The organism is Winslowiella arboricola (assembly GCF_025527015.1).
In the GTDB taxonomy this organism is placed as follows: domain Bacteria; phylum Pseudomonadota; class Gammaproteobacteria; order Enterobacterales; family Enterobacteriaceae; genus Erwinia; species Erwinia arboricola.
This window is the reverse complement of record NZ_JAODIM010000040.1, coordinates 102,819-121,033: the sequence shown is the minus strand read 5'-3', so window position 1 is coordinate 121,033 and position 18,215 is coordinate 102,819. Positions and strand designations below refer to the sequence as shown.

Sequence of the window (18,215 nt, the reverse complement as noted above, 5' to 3'; positions counted from 1 at the left end):
ATAACGCCGCCCCTACGGGATCGTATTCTTCTGTAGGGGCGGCGTTATCGCCGCCCGTGTTAAAGGTTTCCCCATACGCAATGGCGGCGTTATCGCCGCCAGCAGATCAGGTGACCGGCGCCGGGTTAAACACCGCCAGCGCATTGCGGATGCCCCAGCGATCGGACCAGGTCTGTTTTCTGCCGCTGGCAATATCCAGAATCAGCTCAAACAGCCGCCAGCCAACCTGTTCAATGCTCTCTTCACCGGTAGCGATAGTGCCGGCGTTGATATCCATCAAATCATGCCAGCGCTCAAACAGCGCGTTGCGCGTTGCCATTTTGATCACCGGAATCGCTGCCAGCCCGTATGGCGTACCGCGCCCGGTGGTAAACACCTGCAACGTAATACCGGAAGCCATCTGTTGTGTACCGCAAACAAAGTCGCTGGCTGGCGTCGCGGCGTAAATTAATCCGCGCTGCGTTGGCCGCTGACCCGGTGACAGCACTTCGGCAATCGGGCTGCGCCCGGATTTGGCAATCGAACCCAGGGCTTTTTCCACCACATTCGCCAGCCCGCCTTTCTTGTTGCCCGGTGAAGGATTGGCGCTGCGATCGGTCTTGCCCTGATTAAGATAGTCGTCATACCACGCCATCTCCTCCAGCAACCTTTTGCCCACCGTCTGATTAACCACGCGCGGGGTCAGCAGATGAATGGCATCACGCACTTCGGTCACTTCGGAAAACATCACCGTTGCGCCACAACGCACCAGCAGATCGGACGCAAAGCCCACCGCCGGATTGGCGGTCACGCCGGAGAATGCATCGCTGCCGCCACATTGCATACCGACAATCAGTTCGGATGCCGGACACTCTTCGCGCTGGCGCTGGTTCAGCCGCTGTAAATGGCGTTCGGCGACTTGTAAAATCTCCTGCACCATCGCCTGAAAGCCGACCAGTTTTTCATCCTGCAAACGCACAATATCCTGATCGTCGAGCGAGATGGCCTGCACATCCTCAGTGCCGGTCAGCAGTTTTTCCGGTTGCAGCTTCTCGCAGCCAAGACTGACGATCATCACTTCGCCGCCGAAATTAGCATTCAGCGCCAGGTTATGAATGGTGCGGATCGGCACCACTGCCGCCGGGGCGTTAATCGCCACGCCACAGCCATACAGATGATTAAGCGCGACCACGCCATCGACATTGGGATAACGCGGCAGTAACTCACGCTCAATTATATTGACGACATAGTCAACCACTCCCGCCACGCAGTGGACGCTGGTGGTGATGCCCAGCAGATTACGCGTGCCGACGCTGCCGTCAGCATTGCGATAGCCAAGGAAGCTGTAACCTTCCAGCGGCGGAAGCGGTTCGGGAACACGATTCGCCAGCGGTAAACTGGCCAGCGGCGGCGCTTCGGGCAGCGCGACCAGCGACTCGTCAATCCAGCTGCCGCGTGCAATATCACGCAGCGCATAACCAATTACCTCGCCATAACGAATAATATTGCCACCACTGGCAATATCACTTAATGCGACTTTATGTCCTTGTGGAACATGCTCAATTAATTGCAAACCGCAGCTAAAAGTGGTGCCTGCAGGCAGGCCGTTATTATTGACCACAATTGCCACGTTATCCGTTTCATGCACCTTTATATAAAGAGGGACTTCATCGGTTATTTTATTCATTGCTTTATTGTCCTGATTTTATCTGCCGGGACAGGCTTCCAGTAAATACATTACCACGACGATATTAAGGCCATTTGCTGAGAGAAAGTATATGTTGCCAGATTTGCCACGGCACTATGCAAATGTCGCTGTTTAAGGCCTCATCCCCCCCTTTGTTTCGTGCAAAACGCCAAAAGCAAGCGAAGGTGCTCACAAACAAAAACACGCAAAACCACAGTGTGCGCCACCTCGCTATGAAAAAACCAATTCCGTGAGCCGTCACGCAGCGGGCTGTGCATATGCCACAAAATACAGCCAAAACCATGTTAAATATCATGCAATGTTCTGGTGTTTCAGCGCGACGGGATTCTTATACTGATTCCCGTGTTGAACGTTAGGTTATTCGTCACGCTGCGTAATTAAGTCATTTGCTCATAACTAAATCGCTGTGTTAACCCAACATCATTCTGATACCCAATGCATGGTGTCTGTTGTTCAGAGTGAAAGTAGCTAACTGCTATATTTCAGGAGTGCATCATGAATTCTGTCAGCCAGGCCGCGAGCGCAGTACAGAAAAGAACTAACGCGCGCTATTGGATAGTGGTGATGTTATTTATCGTCACCTCATTTAACTATGGCGACCGCGCCACCATCTCGATTGCCGGTTCCGCTATGTCAAAAGATATCGGGCTGGATTCGGTTGGTCTGGGCTATATCTTCTCTGCTTTTTCCTGGGCGTATGTTATCGGCCAGATCCCCGGCGGCTGGTTACTGGACCGCTTCGGCTCCAAACGAGTTTACTTCTGGAGCATCTTTATCTGGTCGCTGTTCACTCTGCTACAAGGCTTTGTCGATATCTTTTCCGGCTTCGGCGTGGTGGTTTCGCTGTTTGTCCTGCGCTTTATGGTCGGTCTGGCCGAAGCGCCATCCTTCCCTGGCAACAGTCGCATTGTAGCGGCATGGTTCCCGGCGCAGGAGCGTGGCACTGCGGTGTCGATCTTTAACTCCGCGCAGTATTTCGCCACGGTGATTTTCGCACCGATTATGGGCTGGTTAACCTCTGAAGTGGGCTGGGCGCATGTGTTCTGGTTTATGGGCGGCCTCGGCATCATTATCAGCTTTATCTGGCTGAAAGTGATCCACGATCCAACCGACCATCCGGGCGTTAATAAAGCCGAGCTGGAGTATATGGAGCAGGGCGGCGCGCTGATCAATATGGATCAGAAGAAAGAGGATCGCAAAGTCAGCTGGGCCGAAAAACGCTATCAGATCAAACAGCTGGTGACCTCGCGCATGATGCTGGGGGTTTACCTCGGTCAGTACTGTATCAACGCCTTAACCTACTTCTTTATTACCTGGTTCCCGGTCTATCTGGTGCAGGCGCGCGGCATGTCGATTCTGAAAGCCGGGTTTATCGCCTCGATTCCGGCAATCTGCGGCTTTCTCGGCGGCGTGCTGGGCGGAGTTATCTCCGACTGGCTGATGCGTAAAACCGGCTCGCTAAATATCGCCCGCAAAACGCCAATTGTGCTCGGCATGCTGTTATCGATTTCGATGGTGGTGTGTAACTACGTTGAGACCGAAGCGGTGGTGGTGTTCTTTATGGCGCTGGCGTTCTTTGGTAAAGGCATCGGTGCGCTGGGCTGGGCGGTGATGGCGGATACCGCGCCGAAAGAGATCAGCGGCCTGAGCGGCGGGCTGTTCAATATGTTCGGTAACGTCTCCGGCATTGTGACGCCGATTGCGATTGGCTACATCATCGCCACCACAGGTTCCTATAACGGCGCGCTGATTTACGTCGGTATCCATGCCTTTGTCGCGGTGCTCAGTTATCTGGTGCTGGTCGGCGATATCAAACGTATTGAACTGAAAGTTAAAGCTTAGGAGCGAGCATGAACACGCAAAGCACCCCGGTGATTACTGAGATGAAAGTTATTCCGGTAGCCGGTTATGACAGCATGCTGCTGAATATTGGCGGCGCCCACGGCGCCTTCTTTACCCGCAATATTGTGGTGCTGACCGACAGCGCCGGTCATACCGGCGTCGGTGAAGCACCGGGTGGCGAAGTGATTTATCAGACGCTGGTGGATGCCATTGAGCAGGTCAAGGGGCACGAAGTGGCGCGGATGAACCGGCTGGTGCAGCAGGTGCATCAGGGCAATCAGTCAGCAGATTTCGATACCTTTGGTAAAGGCGCCTGGACCTTTGAATTGCGGGTTAATGCGGTGGCGGCGCTGGAAGCAGCGCTGCTGGATCTGCTCGGCCAGTGTCTGAATGTGCCGGTGGCAGAGCTGCTCGGTCCCGGCAAGCAGCGCGATGAAGTGACGGTGCTGGGGTATCTGTTCTATATCGGCGATCGCGAAAAAACCGACCTGCCGTATCTCAAAGGCGAAAACGCCAGCCACGACTGGTATCGCCTGCGTCATCAGGCAGCGATGGACAGCGCGGCAGTGGTGCAGCTGGCCGAAGCGGCGCAGGATAAATATGGTTTCAAAGATTTCAAACTCAAAGGCGGCGTGCTGCCGGGTGAGCAGGAGATCGACGCGGTTAAAGCGCTGAAGCAGCGCTTCCCGGATGCGCGTATTACCGTGGATCCAAACGGCGCCTGGCTGCTGGATGAAGCCATTGATCTGTGCAAAGGGATGCAGGGCATTCTCACTTATGCGGAAGATCCTTGCGGTGCTGAGCAGGGCTATTCCGGGCGCGAAGTGATGGCGGAGTTTCGCCGCGCCACCGGCTTACCGGTGGCCACCAATATGATTGCCACTAACTGGCGCGAGATGAACCACGCGGTAATGCTGAATGCCGTGGATATCCCGCTGGCGGATCCGCACTTCTGGACGTTGAGCGGCGCAGTACGCGTGGCGCAGCTGTGCGATGAGTGGGGCCTGACCTGGGGCTGCCATTCAAATAACCACTTCGATATTTCGCTGGCGATGTTTACCCATGTCGGCGCGGCGGTGCCCGGCAAACCGACCGCTATTGATACCCACTGGATCTGGCAGGAGGGCGATCAGCGCCTGACCAGAGAACCTCTGCAGATCCGCAATGGCAAGATTGCAGTACCGGATAAACCAGGATTAGGCATTGAGCTGGACTGGCAGCGGCTGGAGCAGGCGCATGCGTTATATAAAACGCTGCCTGCGGGTTCGCGCAATGACGCCGCGGCGATGCAGTACCTGGTGCCAGGCTGGAAGTTTGATCGTAAACGTCCGGTGTTTGGACGCTAAATCGGCTGATTTACAAGGAAAATTATCATGAGTCAACAAAGTGCGACCCCGGTTATTACGTCATTACAGGTGATCCCGGTAGCGGGCTACGACAGTATGTTGCTGAACCTCAGTGGCGCGCATGCGCCATTCTTTACCCGCAATATCGTGATCATTAAAGATAATGCCGGCAACACGGGCGTCGGGGAGATCCCTGGCGGTGAGAAAATCCGTAAAACGCTGGAAGAGTCCGCGGCCTTACTGACCGGTAAGCGCATCGGCGAATATAAAAATCTGTTAAGCCTGGTACGCCAGACTTTTGCCGACCGCGATGCGGGCGGGCGTGGCAACCAGACCTTCGATCTGCGCACCACCATCCATGTGGTGACCGGGATTGAAGCGGCACTGCTGGATCTGCTGGGCAAACATCTGGGCGTCAATGTCGCCAGCCTGCTGGGCGATGGTCAGCAACGCGACAGCGTTGAGATGCTCGGTTATCTGTTCTATGTCGGCGACCGCCGTAAAACCTCGCTGCCTTATCAGAGCCAGAGCGATGAGCCGTGTGACTGGTATCGCCTGCGTCATGAAGAAGCGCTCAGCCCGGAAACGGTGGTGCGCCTGGCGGAAGCCGCTTATGAAAAATATGGTTTTAATGATTTCAAACTGAAGGGCGGCGTGCTCGCTGGGAGTGAAGAAGCGGAAGCTGTGACGGCGCTGGCGAAACGCTTCCCTGAAGCACGTATTACTCTCGATCCAAATGGCGCATGGTCGCTAAATGAAGCGATCGAACTCGGCAAACAGCTGAAAGGCGTGCTGGCGTATGCGGAAGATCCTTGCGGCGCCGAACAGGGCTATTCCGGCCGCGAAGTGATGGCTGAGTTCCGCCGCGCTACTGGCCTGCCAACCGCGACCAATATGATCGCCACCGACTGGCGCCAGATGGGCCATACCCTGTCACTGCAATCGGTGGATATTCCGCTGGCTGACCCGCACTTCTGGACCATGCAAGGCTCTGTACGCGTGGCGCAGATGTGCCATGACTTCGGTCTGACCTGGGGTTCGCACTCCAATAACCACTTCGATATTTCGCTGGCGATGTTTACCCATGTAGCGGCGGCGGCTCCGGGCAAAATCACCGCCATCGATACTCACTGGATCTGGCAGGAAGGCAATCAGCGCCTGACTAAACAACCGTTACAAATCAAAGGCGGCATGGTGCAGGTGCCACAGCAGCCGGGATTAGGCGTGGAGCTGGATATGGATCAGGTGATGACGGCCCACGCGTTGTATCAGAAACATGGTCTGGGCGCCCGCGATGACGCGCAGGCGATGCAGTTCCTGGTGCCGGAGTGGCGATTTGATAACAAACGACCTTGTCTGGTGCGCTAAACCATCGGGCTTTATGCGAAATACACAGGAGTCACTATGAGCAATACAAACTATCCCAACCGTTTTCGTCAGCGTCTGCTGGGTGGTGAAACCCTGATTGGCAGCTGGTGCGGGCTGGCCAATCCGATCACTACCGAGGTGTTGGGACTGGCGGGTTTTGACTGGTTATTACTGGATGGCGAACACGCACCGAATGATATCACCACTTTTATTCCCCAGTTGATGGCGCTAAAGGGCAGCGTCAGTGCTCCGGTGGTGCGTCCACCCTGCAATGAACCGATCATTATCAAGCGCCTGCTGGATATCGGTTTCTATAACTTCCTGATCCCATTTGTCGAAACGGAAGAAGAAGCACTGCGCGCGGTGGCGTCAACACGTTATCCACCGGCCGGGATCCGCGGCGTGTCGGTTTCTCATCGCAGCAATATGTACGGCACCTTGCCGGACTACAACAGCACGATTAACGACAACGTTAGCGTACTGGTGCAAATCGAAACCCAGCTCAGCGTTGACAATATTGATGCGATTGCCGCAGTGGATGGCGTGGACGGGATTTTTGTCGGCCCGGGCGATCTGTCGGCGGCGCTGGGTTATCTCGGTCAGCCTTCACACCCGGAAGTGCTGAAAGTTATCAAACATATTTTCGATCGCGCCAAAGTGGCGGGCAAAGCCAGCGGCATCCTCGCGCCGGTGGAAGCGGATGCACGGCGTTACCTTGAATGGGGCGCAGGGTTTGTCGCGGTAGGCAGTGATCTTGGCGTATTCCGCAATGCCACTCAGGCGTTGTGTGACCGATATAAAAAATAACTGATGGTTAAGGGGAGAAGCGTAATGAAAGTTGGATTTATTGGCCTTGGCATTATGGGCAAACCGATGAGTAAAAACCTGCTGAAAGCGGGTTACAGCCTGGTGGTGCGCGATAACAATGTCGAAAGCGAAGCCGAACTGGTATCTGCCGGGGCGATCACCGCAGCCAGCGCGAAAGCGGTGGCGGAGCAGTGTGATGTGATTATTACCATGCTGCCGAACTCGCCGCAGGTGAAAGAGGTGGTGCTGGGTGAGGGCGGCGTGATTGAGGGGGCGAAACCCGGTACGGTCATTATCGATATGAGCTCAATTGCGCCACTGGCCAGTCGCGAAATACATGCAGAGCTGGCAAAGAAAAATATCGCCTTGCTGGATGCGCCGGTCAGCGGCGGTGAGCCAAAAGCGATTGAAGGCACGCTGTCAGTGATGGTTGGCGGTGATAAAGCGCTGTTCGATAAACACTACGACCTGATGAAAGCGATGGCCGGTTCAGTGGTGCATACCGGTGATATCGGCGCGGGTAACGTCACCAAACTGGCGAACCAGGTGATTGTGGCGCTGAATATTGCTGCGATGTCGGAAGCGCTGACGCTGGCAACTAAAGCTGGCGTCAATCCGGAACTGGTATTCGAGGCGATTCGCGGCGGGCTGGCGGGCAGCACGGTGCTGGAAGCCAAAGCGCCAATGGTGATGGAACGCAACTTTAAGCCCGGTTTCCGTATTGATCTGCATATCAAAGACCTGGCGAATGCGCTGGACACTTCCCACGGTGTAGGCGCGCAGCTGCCGCTGACGGCGGCGGTAATGGAGATGATGCAGGCGCTGAAGGCCGATGGCCTGGGTACTGCCGACCATAGTGCGCTGGCCTGCTATTATGAAAAGTTAGCGAAGGTTGAAATTTCCCGGTAACAGGACCCTTCGGCGCCTGACCGGCGCCGACCGGTCGTTTCTTTCGGCCAGCTAACAGTGCTCGGAAAACCTATGAAAATAGTAATCGCACCGGATTCATATAAAGAGAGTTTATCCGCCTTACAGGTCGCGACGGAGATTGAAGCGGGGTTCCGTGAAATTTTCCCTGATGCGCACTACGTCAAGCTGCCGGTTGCGGATGGCGGCGAAGGTACGGTTGAGGCGATGGTGGCGGCAACGCAGGGAAAGATCGTCAGGCTTAATGTGACTGGCCCGCTGGGCGAGCAGGTTGAAGCGTTCTACGGTCTTTCCGGCGATGAGAGCTGTGCCTTTATCGAAATGGCGGCCGCCAGTGGTTTAGAGCTGGTGCCTGCGGCGCAGCGCGATCCGTTGATCACCACCTCATGGGGGACCGGTGAACTGATTCGTAACGCGCTGGATAACGGCGTTAAACATTTTATTATCGGCATCGGTGGCAGCGCCACCAATGACGGTGGTTCTGGTATGGTGCAGGCGCTGGGCGCGCGCCTGCTGGATAAGCACGGGCAGCAGATTGGCTATGGCGGCGGTAGCTTAACCGATCTTGCCAGCATCGATATCAGCCAGCTGGATGAACGCATCGGCCAGTGCCGGTTTGAAGTAGCCTGTGATGTCACCAATCCGCTGACCGGCGACAAAGGGGCATCGGCCATTTTTGGCCCGCAGAAGGGCGCGACACCACAGCTGGTGACGCAGCTGGACGAGGCGATGGCGCACTACGCGAAGATAATCCAGCGCGATCTGGATATTGATGTGTTGCATATTCCCGGCGGCGGCGCGGCGGGAGGCATGGGCGCCGCACTGCATGCGTTTTGCCAGGCTGAGTTGCGGCGCGGCATTGAGATTGTTACGGAAGCACTGGGGCTGGATAAGCTGGTACAGGACGCCACGCTGGTGATTACCGGTGAAGGGCGGATCGACAGCCAGAGTATTCACGGCAAGGTGCCGATTGGCGTCGCGCAGGTGGCGAAGCGCTACCACAAGCCGGTGATTGGTATTGCCGGCAGTCTTACCGAAGATGTGGCCGTGGTGCATCAGCACGGGCTTGATGCAGTATTTAGCGTGATTTACAGTATCTGTACGCTGGAGGAGGCGCTGGATAATGCCGCCGACAATGTACGGATGACGGCGCGCAATATTGCCGCCAGTCTGGCGATCGGACAGAGTTTTCCCCGTTAACAGGGGAGCCGAAAACGGCTCCCGTGTAATTTTGTCTGGATTTACTCCCTTCTCTTTCTTGATATCGGACAAATATTCAGCGGATTGTCGTATGCGGAAATAGCCGTAAGGGTAATATCAAATTATTACCCTACGGAGAAAAAATACGATGATCGCTAAAACACTTTCAGCTTTTAATCAGCAGGTTAACCATGCTGAACTCGGCAAACTCTTGCTGCGTTTATCGCTGGGCGGACTGCTGTTATTCCATGGCTGGCATAAACTGCTGGCGGGTACGGCGGGCATTCAGGGCATGCTGACCGCTCAGGGCCTGCCGGGCTTTATCGGCTACGGTGTTCTGATTGGCGAAGTGGTAGCGCCGGTCATGATTATCCTCGGCATTCTCTGCCGTCCGGCGGCGCTGGTGATTATTGGCACCATGATTGTTGCCTGGCTGCTGGTGGCGGTGGATAAAACCTTTCAGCTGGATGCGGTCGGCGCATGGGCGCTGGAGAGCATCGCTTTTTATCTGCTGATGTCGCTGGTGCTGCTGTTGCTGGGCGGCGGCAAATATTCAGTGATAAAAAATCCTGACTGGCGCTGACAAGCGCCTTACAGCTGCCGTAACACCTCGGTTGCCAGGCGGGCGACATTATCCATTTCGTCGAGCAGCTCCAGCAGCTCCGGCTCGATATCGGTAATGCCGGAATCGAGCCGCAAATGGTGTTCCAGCTGCTGGCACAGCTGCTTCAGACGCGGCACGCCACTGTAGCTGGCGCTGCCGTGCAGCTTATGAATAATATCGCGCAGGCCGCTGCTGTGATTATTGTTCAGGTTGTGCTCCACCTTTTCCCGCACTTCAGGCAGAAAATCGACCAGCATCTGCAGCAAATCGCGCGCCAGATCGGTTTTATTCGCCGCCTGGCGTAATGCCAGCGACCAGTCGAGTGATGGCGATACCTGCGGCTGCAGTTCCTGCACTTCCGGCTGCAGGCCCGGCGAATAACGCGCCAGCAGATGGCTGAGTTTTACCTCATCAATCGGTTTCGCCAGATAGTCATTCATTCCGGCTTTGATTAGCCGTTCGCGCTCGCCATCAATCGCATGAGCCGTCACCGCCACAATCGGCGTATTGGCATGCTGCGGCAGCTTACGGATCAGTTCGCTGGCGCGGATGCCGTCGATTTCCGGCATCTGGATATCCATCAGAATAATATCCAGTTTCTGGCTGCGCGCCTGTTGAATCGACTTTTCGCCGCTGTCGCACAACACAATATGGTCAACCTGCTCTTCCAGCAGCGCGCCGATCAGCTTCAGGTTGGCGGGATTGTCATCTACCGCCATTACCGTCAGTGGCAGACGCGTACGCTCTGGCAGGTCATACAGTTTACGTGCCAGCAGATCCAGCAAGCCCGGCATCAGGCGCGTCATCGAGACGGGTTTAATGATGCAGCCATCGACGCCGCGCGCCTTCAGCTCCTCGGCATAAACCTGCATCTGGCAGGGGAGCGCCATAATCAGGCAGTCGGCGCGTTCCAGTAACGGTTTAAGCAGCTCGTCGGGGATATCCTGATTCTGGCGCTGCATCACCGGGATGCCCATCAGCAGCACATCATAGTGTTCTTCAGTCAGGCCACTGATCGAGGTGCTGTAACTGATACTCATCGGTGTGGCGCTCAGCATATCCAGCGTGGCCTGCGCTGCCGCCGGGTTGGCCTCCACATACGCCAGCCTTTTGCCCTGCAGACCGTCCAGTGCGCGCGGATCGCTGGCGGCATTGGGATTCAGTTCGAGGTTAACGTGGAACCAGAAGGTCGAACCGTGACTGAGCCGGCTGTGGAATGAGATATCGCCGCCCATCTCTTTGACCAGTTTTTGCGTGATCACCAGCCCAAGCCCGGTGCCGCCATGGCGGCGCGAGATACTGGCATCGGCCTGGCGAAACGCCTGGAACAGCTGTGATTGCTGCTTCTCGGAAATACCAATTCCGGTGTCATGCACCTGCACTTCCAGTTCCACTTTATTGTTGCCCTGGGTGCGTTTCTCAATGCGGATATCGATATTGCCGCGCTCGGTAAACTTAATCGCGTTGCCCAGCAGGTTAGTGACGATCTGTTGCAGGCGCAGCGGGTCGCCAATCACATTATCTGCGACATCGCTCTGGATATTGATGGTCAGCTCCAGCCCTTTCTCATGGGCGGCCTGCGCCAGCAGCACCACGGTTTCATCCAGCGTGGCGCGCAGCGGGAAGGGGATGGTTTCCAGCACCAGTTTGCCGGCTTCCAGCTTCGAAAAGTCGAGAACGTCGTTGATAATGCTGAGCAGGTTATTAGCCGAGCGTTCAATAGTATGCATGTAGTCGCGCTGTGTGGTGTTTAGTGGCGTTTTCAGCGTCTGGCGGGTAAAACCAATGACGCCATTCAGCGGCGTGCGCAGCTCGTGCGACATATTGGCGAGGAATTCTGATTTGATGCGCGCCGCTTCCTGCGCGCGTTTTTTAGCTAAATCCAGCTCGACGTTCTGGATCTCCATCTGTTCCAGCGTTTCACGCAGATCGGAAGTGGCCTGATCGATATTCTGCTGCATCTCTTCGTGGTAGGCGGTCAGTGACATCGCCATCGAGTTGATCCCATTTTTCAGCACATCCAGTTCACCGAGCATATAGCCTTCCACCCGGCTGTCGAGCTGACCACGGCGGATGCGGTCGACGGTACTGACCATATTTCGAATCGGTCCGGTGACATCGCGCATCAGGCGATAAGCAAACAGCATGGCGATGCAGAGACAGAACAGCAGCAGCAGAGTAGAGATAAATACCTCTTTGTACTGCTGCAAGCGCACCGATTGCAGATCCAGTTCAATTGCCACATAGCCGAGCGGATTGCCGGTGGGTTTGGCATCGCGGCCGGGAGATTCGTCCGGATAGTAACTTTCAGAGAGGATCGGCGTGCGCAGGATCATGCTGTTGCCACGGCGTTCAATAGCAATCGAAACCGGCAGCTTCTGGCCATCAGCAATACGCAGCAGGTCAGGATCCAGCTGGAAATTAGAGGTGACAAACAGCTGGTTATGATCATCAAACACGGTGATCGCGCGCACAATATCCGAATGACGGCGATGCAGCAGGCTGACCAGCTGGCGTACCGACTCGCGGCTATGGAACGTCATGCCATATTCACTGGAGACCGCCAGCGGTTCGATAATATTGGCACCGGCATCGACCAGCTGACGTTGCAGTTCGTTATAGCGATGAACAACAAAAAAGGTGCTGAGCAGCAGACCGATCATCAGCGTCGGTGCCAGAATTAAAATCATCATTCGCGCCCGCAGGCTGTATTTGGTCATGGATTTCCACTATGCGACAATAATGACAATACCCTTTGCGACAGCGGGTATTTTATTTAGCCTGGCAACTTCGTCATCAATAATGGCGCAATTCTACTCTGCAAAGCGGCACAAAACGACCCGCATGCCCCATTTTGCAGCGTAAGGCTGGTGCGCCGGATAACTCTCCACGCTCTGATGCGATGTTAATCACCTGCTGGCGCTGGCCTGCCGTGCGTTTTACGGCGCCAGTACAACCTGGAACAGTTTTCGCATAACCCTTTCATCGCGCTAATCAGGCGCGCCGCTCGCCTTTCCCGGCAGCCAGTAAAAGGTGCAACAAAATGTTCAGTGTGTGGAAGCTGTTGCAGCAATAGTTGCTAAGGCTGCGTATAATAGTTACTTGAATAATATGAAAGATATCCGGCTTTTTGTAGCAGAATTATACAGATATCGCCTGTCAGTCTGCGGCGCGGCCGTTGATAATCAAACTTGCGCGATAACCCGATGTCTATCTATGCGTTAATCCGTCTACACTTGCCGTGACAGTCAGACTTTGCTGACTTCCGGTTACCAATTGGAAAGGGTCGTGATGCCCGCATAACGGCGGTCACGAGTCCATGGTGCTATTTGCAAAACTTAGCTGCCCGTGCGGGAGCTTTGCCAGGAGAGGATATGGTTGCGGTAAGAAGTGCACATTTGAATACGGCTGGCGAGTTTGCACTCGACCAATGGATCACCAGTTTGGGGATCTCTAACCAGCAGTCATGTGAACGACTGGCCGACACCTGGCGCTATTGTGAAGCCGCCACGCAAAATCATCCCGACCAGGCAGTGCTGCTTTGGCGCGGCATCGAAATGGTGGAAATCCTGACGATGCTGAGCATGGATAATGACAGCCTGCGCAGTGCGCTGTTGTTCCCGCTGGCTAATGCAAATGTGGTGTCGGAAGAGACGCTGGAAGAAGATTTCGGTAAAGGCATTGTCTCGCTGGTGCACGGCGTGCGCGATATGGATGCCATTCGTCAGCTGAAAGCGACGCATAACGACTCGATGGCCTCGGAGCAGGTGGATAACGTCCGCCGTATGCTGCTGGCGATGGTGGAAGATTTCCGCTGCGTGGTGATTAAGCTGGCGGAGCGTATCGCCCATCTGCGTGAAGTAAAAGATGCGCCGGAAGATGAACGCGTACTGGCGGCGAAAGAGTGTACCAATATCTATGCGCCGCTGGCTAACCGCCTCGGTATCGGCCAGCTGAAGTGGGAGCTGGAGGATTTCTGCTTCCGCTATCTGCATCCTGATGAATACAAACGCATCGCTAAATTGCTGCACGAGCGGCGTATCGATCGCGAACAGTACATTGAGACCTTTGTCGACAATCTGCGCAAAGAGATGGCGAAAGAGGGCGTGAAAGCCGAAGTGTATGGCCGGCCGAAACATATCTACAGTATCTGGCGCAAGATGCAGAAGAAGTCACTGGCGTTCGATGAGCTGTTTGACGTGCGCGCGGTGCGTATCGTCGCCGAACGTTTGCAGGACTGCTATGGCGCGCTCGGTACGGTGCATACCCTGTATCGTCATCTGCCGGATGAGTTCGATGACTATGTCGCCAATCCAAAACCGAATGGCTATCAGTCGATTCACACCGTGGTGCTGGGGCCGCAGGGTAAAACCGTGGAAATTCAGATCCGTACCCGCCAGATGCATGAAGATGCCGAGCTGGGTGTGGCCGCGCACTGGAAGTACAAAGAGGGGCCGGGCGTCAGTCAGGGGCGTGGCGCTTCCGGGCATGAAGAGCGCATCGCCTGGTTGCGTAAGCTAATCGCCTGGCAGGAAGAGATGGCGGATTCCGGCGAAATGCTCGATGAAGTGCGCAGCCAGGTGTTTGACGATCGCGTCTATGTGTTTACGCCGAAAGGGGATGTGGTCGATCTGCCCGCCGGATCGACGCCGCTCGACTTCGCCTACCATATTCACAGTGATATCGGTCATCGCTGCATCGGCGCCAAGATTGGCGGCCGCATCGTGCCCTTTACCTATCAGCTGCAGATGGGCGATCAGATCGATATCATCACCCAGAAGCAGCCAAATCCCAGCCGTGACTGGCTGAATCCTAACCTCGGTTATGTCACCACCAGCCGCGGGCGCTCGAAAATTCACGCCTGGTTCCGTAAACAGGATCGTGACAAAAATATTATTGCTGGTCGCCAGATCCTCGATAACGAACTCGATCATCTGGATATCAATCTGAAAGATGCCGAAAAGCTGCTGTTGCCGCGCTATAACGTTAACAGTATCGATGAGCTGCTGGCGGCGATTGGCGGCGGTGATATTCGTCTGGTGCAGATGAGCAACTTCCTGCAGTCGAAGCTGAATAAGCCGAGCGCTGAAGAGGAAGATCGCGAGGCGCTGCGTCAGCTGACGCAGAAAACCCAGTCAAACAGCGCACGCAGTAAAGAGAGTGGCCGGGTGGTGGTGGAGGGCGTCGGCAATCTGATGCATCATATTGCCCGCTGCTGCCAGCCAATTCCTGGCGATGAGATTATCGGTTTTATCACCCAGGGACGCGGCATCTCAATTCACCGGGCCGACTGTGACCAGCTGGCAGAACTGATCTCGCATGCGCCGGAGCGGATTGTCGATGCGGTATGGGGAGAAAGTTACTCCAGCGGCTATTCGCTGGTGGTGCGGGTGACCGCCAACGATCGCAGCGGACTGCTGCGTGATATCACCACCATTCTGGCGAATGAAAAGGTCAATGTGCTGGGCGTCTCCAGCAGGAGCGATACCAAAAAGCAGCTGGCAACCATCGATATGGATATCGAAATCTACAATCAGCAGGTGCTGGGACGGGTGCTGGCGCGGCTTAATCAGCTGCCGGATATTATTGACGCCCGGCGTTTACACTGATTTTATGGGCGGCATTCCCGCCCCTATCGTTTTAAGGATTTAAATGAACGCTCTCGATCGCCTGCTGGGCATCATGAAAACCCTGCGCGATCCGCAGAATGGCTGCGCCTGGGATCGCCAGCAAAGCTACGCCACCATTGCCCCCTATACCCTCGAAGAGACCTGGGAAGTGCTGGATGCTATTCAGCGCGAGGACTATGCCGATCTGCGTGATGAACTTGGCGATCTGCTGTTTCAGATCGTGTTTTACGCGCAGATGGCCAGCGAAGAGGGGCGCTTTAACTTCGACGATATCTGTCACGCCATCAGCGACAAAATGGAACGCCGTCATCCGCATATTTTTGGCGACTCGCTGGCGGATAGCAGCGTGGATCGCGGCGTGCTGTGGGAACAGAGCAAAGCGGCGGAACGCGCCGAAAAAGCGCAGCATTCGGCGCTTGATGATATCCCCGCGGCACTGCCGGCGCTGATGAAGGCGCACAAAATTCAGAAGCGCTGTAGCGCTGTCGGTTTTGACTGGCACACCATTGGCCCGGTGCTGGAAAAAGTGTACGAAGAGATCGACGAAGTGATGGAGGAAGCGCAGCAGGCGGTGGTGGATGAAGAGAAGCTGGAGGAGGAGATTGGCGATCTGCTGTTTGCCACGGTAAATCTTTCGCGTCATCTGGGTAAAAAAGCCGAAACCGCGCTGCAAAAAGCCAATCGCAAATTCGAACGTCGCTTCCGTCAGGTGGAACAGATTATCGCCGCACAGGGAATGGCGATGAATGACGCCACCCTTGAGCAGATGGAAGCTGCCTGGCAGCAGGTAAAATCAAAGGAATGATTAGTGGGCGGCGAGAACGCCGCCCCTACAGGTGCCTGGGAATCTTTTGTAGGGGCGGCGTTCTCGCCGCCCGGATAACGATTCAGCTAAAAATATTTAACGTGCGATCTTATGACTAAAATCAATCCGCTCCGCGGGTTTGTCGGCTAATTTAGCCTGATAAAAACGTTGTCGCGCACACAACCAGAAAGGATCAATTGTCGGGTCAGGGGGTTTCCGGTATACTGTTTTCCCGTCCTGGTTATTCCATCGTCTTTAAACCTAAACTCTCAGGTTCAGCATGACAACGAATTATATTTTTGTGACCGGCGGGGTCGTATCCTCTCTGGGCAAAGGCATTGCCGCAGCCTCCCTGGCAGCTATCCTCGAAGCTCGTGGTCTTAATGTGACCATCATGAAGCTGGACCCGTATATCAACGTGGATCCAGGTACTATGAGCCCTACACAGCACGGTGAAGTCTTTGTGACCGACGACGGTGCTGAAACCGATCTGGATTTAGGTCACTACGAGCGTTTTATCCGTACCCGGATGACTCGCCGCAATAACTTTACTACCGGTCGTATCTACTCCGAAGTGCTGCGTAAAGAGCGCCGCGGTGACTATCTGGGCGCAACCATTCAGGTTATTCCGCATATCACTAATGCGATCAAAGAGCGCATTATCGCCGGTGGTGAAGGCCACGACGTGGTGCTGGTTGAAATCGGCGGCACCGTCGGCGATATCGAATCCCTGCCATTCCTCGAAGCGATTCGCCAGATGGCGGTTGATGTCGGCCGTGAGCACACGCTGTATATGCATCTGACGCTGGTGCCGTATATGGCGGCAGCGGGCGAAGTGAAAACTAAGCCTACTCAGCATTCAGTGAAAGAGCTGCTGTCGATTGGTATTCAGCCCGATGTGCTGATTTGCCGCTCCGATCGCGCGGTTCCGGCCAACGAGCGGGCGAAAATCGCGCTGTTCTGTAACGTGCCGGAGAAAGCGGTAATTTCTCTGAAAGACGTTGATTCTATCTATAAAATTCCAGGCATGTTGAAATCACAGGGCCTTGACGATTATATTTGTAAACGATTCAGCTTGAACGCGCCGGAAGCGAACCTCTCCGAATGGGAGCAGGTGATTTACGAAGAAGCGAATCCGGGTGGCGAAGTAACGATCGGTATGGTCGGCAAATATGTCGAACTGCCGGATGCCTATAAATCAGTGATTGAAGCACTGAAGCATGGTGGCCTGAAGAACCGCGTTACGGTGAACATTAAGCTGATCGACTCGCAGGATGTTGAAACCCGTGGTGTCGAATTACTGAAAGATTTGGACGCTATCCTGATCCCTGGCGGTTTTGGTTATCGTGGTGTGGAAGGTAAGTTGATGACCGCGCAGTATGCGCGTGAAAACAACGTACCTTACCTCGGTATCTGCTTAGGTATGCAGGTGGCACTGATGGAGTTCGCCCGCAACGTCGCAGGCATGGAAGGGGCTAACTCCACTGAATTTGTGCCAGACTGTAAATATCCGGTAGTTGCATTAATTACCGAATGGCGTGATGAAGAAGGCAATGTTGAGATGCGCTCCGAACAGAGCGACCTGGGCGGCACCATGCGCCTCGGCAGTCAGCAGTGCCAGTTGACCGATAACAGCCTGGTCCGTCAGATGTATGGTTCTGACACCATTGTGGAACGTCATCGTCATCGCTATGAAGTGAACAATATGCTGTTGAAGCAAATCGAAGCTGCTGGATTACGTGTGGCAGGCCGCTCCGGGGATGACCAGTTGGTAGAGATCGTTGAGATTCCTGACCATCCATGGTTTGTTGCGTGTCAGTTCCATCCGGAATTCACCTCAACACCGCGTGACGGACACCCGCTGTTTGCTGGCTTTGTAAAAGCCGCAAGCGAGTACCAGAAGCGTTTAGCGAAATAAATACCAGAATGACGCGCGAACTTATCGTGTGTCGTTTGTCTGAGTTTTAGCTTAGCTTTTAACTTGTACTGAGGAAAATCT

The 18,215-nt window shown here is 54.9% G+C and carries 12 protein-coding genes; 10 read left to right on the top strand and 2 right to left on the bottom strand.

The window, feature by feature from the left end:
• Window positions 1–106 precede the first annotated feature (106 nt).
• Window positions 107–1,666 carry a galactarate dehydratase gene (gene garD, locus N5923_RS10445; RefSeq protein ID WP_267145232.1) on the bottom strand — a complete coding sequence of 520 codons (1,560 nt, stop codon included), beginning with the start codon at window positions 1,664–1,666 and terminating at the stop codon, window positions 107–109.
• 516 nt (window positions 1,667–2,182) lie between these two features.
• Between garD and N5923_RS10440 the strand changes: the two genes are divergently transcribed.
• The 7 genes from N5923_RS10440 (at window position 2,183) to N5923_RS10410 (ending at window position 9,760) form a co-directional block, all read left to right on the top strand.
• The gene (locus N5923_RS10440; RefSeq protein WP_267140638.1) at window positions 2,183–3,529 is read left to right on the top strand and encodes an MFS transporter; all 1,347 of its coding nucleotides are present in this window, start codon (window positions 2,183–2,185) and stop codon (window positions 3,527–3,529) included.
• Between the two features lie 8 nt (window positions 3,530–3,537).
• Complete coding sequence (locus N5923_RS10435; RefSeq protein ID WP_267140637.1) at window positions 3,538–4,875, top strand: enolase C-terminal domain-like protein; 1,338 nt, start codon at window positions 3,538–3,540, stop codon at window positions 4,873–4,875.
• A gap of 27 nt (window positions 4,876–4,902) precedes the next feature.
• Window positions 4,903–6,243: a glucarate dehydratase gene (gudD, locus tag N5923_RS10430; protein WP_267140636.1), complete on the top strand. Its 1,341-nt coding sequence runs from the start codon at window positions 4,903–4,905 to the stop codon at window positions 6,241–6,243.
• 36 nt (window positions 6,244–6,279) lie between these two features.
• Window positions 6,280–7,050 (top strand): 2-dehydro-3-deoxyglucarate aldolase, encoded by a 771-nt coding sequence (garL, locus tag N5923_RS10425; protein WP_267140635.1) that lies wholly within the window; start codon window positions 6,280–6,282, stop codon window positions 7,048–7,050.
• 24 nt (window positions 7,051–7,074) lie between these two features.
• Window positions 7,075–7,959, top strand: a complete 885-nt coding sequence (gene garR, locus N5923_RS10420; protein ID WP_267140634.1) for a 2-hydroxy-3-oxopropionate reductase — start codon at window positions 7,075–7,077, stop codon at window positions 7,957–7,959.
• A gap of 72 nt (window positions 7,960–8,031) precedes the next feature.
• A complete protein-coding gene (locus N5923_RS10415) occupies window positions 8,032–9,177 on the top strand; it encodes a glycerate kinase (RefSeq protein ID WP_267140633.1) in 1,146 nt (381 codons plus the stop codon).
• Between the two features lie 148 nt (window positions 9,178–9,325).
• Complete coding sequence (locus tag N5923_RS10410; protein WP_267140632.1) at window positions 9,326–9,760, top strand: DoxX family protein; 435 nt, start codon at window positions 9,326–9,328, stop codon at window positions 9,758–9,760.
• A gap of 8 nt (window positions 9,761–9,768) precedes the next feature.
• Here N5923_RS10410 and barA read toward each other — a convergent pair whose 3' ends face one another.
• Window positions 9,769–12,501: a two-component sensor histidine kinase BarA gene (gene barA / locus N5923_RS10405; protein WP_267140631.1), complete on the bottom strand. Its 2,733-nt coding sequence runs from the start codon at window positions 12,499–12,501 to the stop codon at window positions 9,769–9,771.
• Between the two features lie 654 nt (window positions 12,502–13,155).
• Between barA and relA the strand changes: the two genes are divergently transcribed.
• From relA to pyrG, 3 genes are all read left to right on the top strand, one after another.
• Window positions 13,156–15,390 (top strand): GTP diphosphokinase, encoded by a 2,235-nt coding sequence (gene relA / locus N5923_RS10400; RefSeq protein WP_267140630.1) that lies wholly within the window; start codon window positions 13,156–13,158, stop codon window positions 15,388–15,390.
• A 43-nt stretch (window positions 15,391–15,433) separates the two neighbouring features.
• Window positions 15,434–16,216 carry a nucleoside triphosphate pyrophosphohydrolase gene (gene mazG, locus N5923_RS10395; protein WP_267140629.1) on the top strand — a complete coding sequence of 261 codons (783 nt, stop codon included), beginning with the start codon at window positions 15,434–15,436 and terminating at the stop codon, window positions 16,214–16,216.
• A 280-nt stretch (window positions 16,217–16,496) separates the two neighbouring features.
• Window positions 16,497–18,134 carry a glutamine hydrolyzing CTP synthase gene (gene pyrG / locus N5923_RS10390; RefSeq protein WP_267142356.1) on the top strand — a complete coding sequence of 546 codons (1,638 nt, stop codon included), beginning with the start codon at window positions 16,497–16,499 and terminating at the stop codon, window positions 18,132–18,134.
• Window positions 18,135–18,215 lie beyond the last annotated feature (81 nt).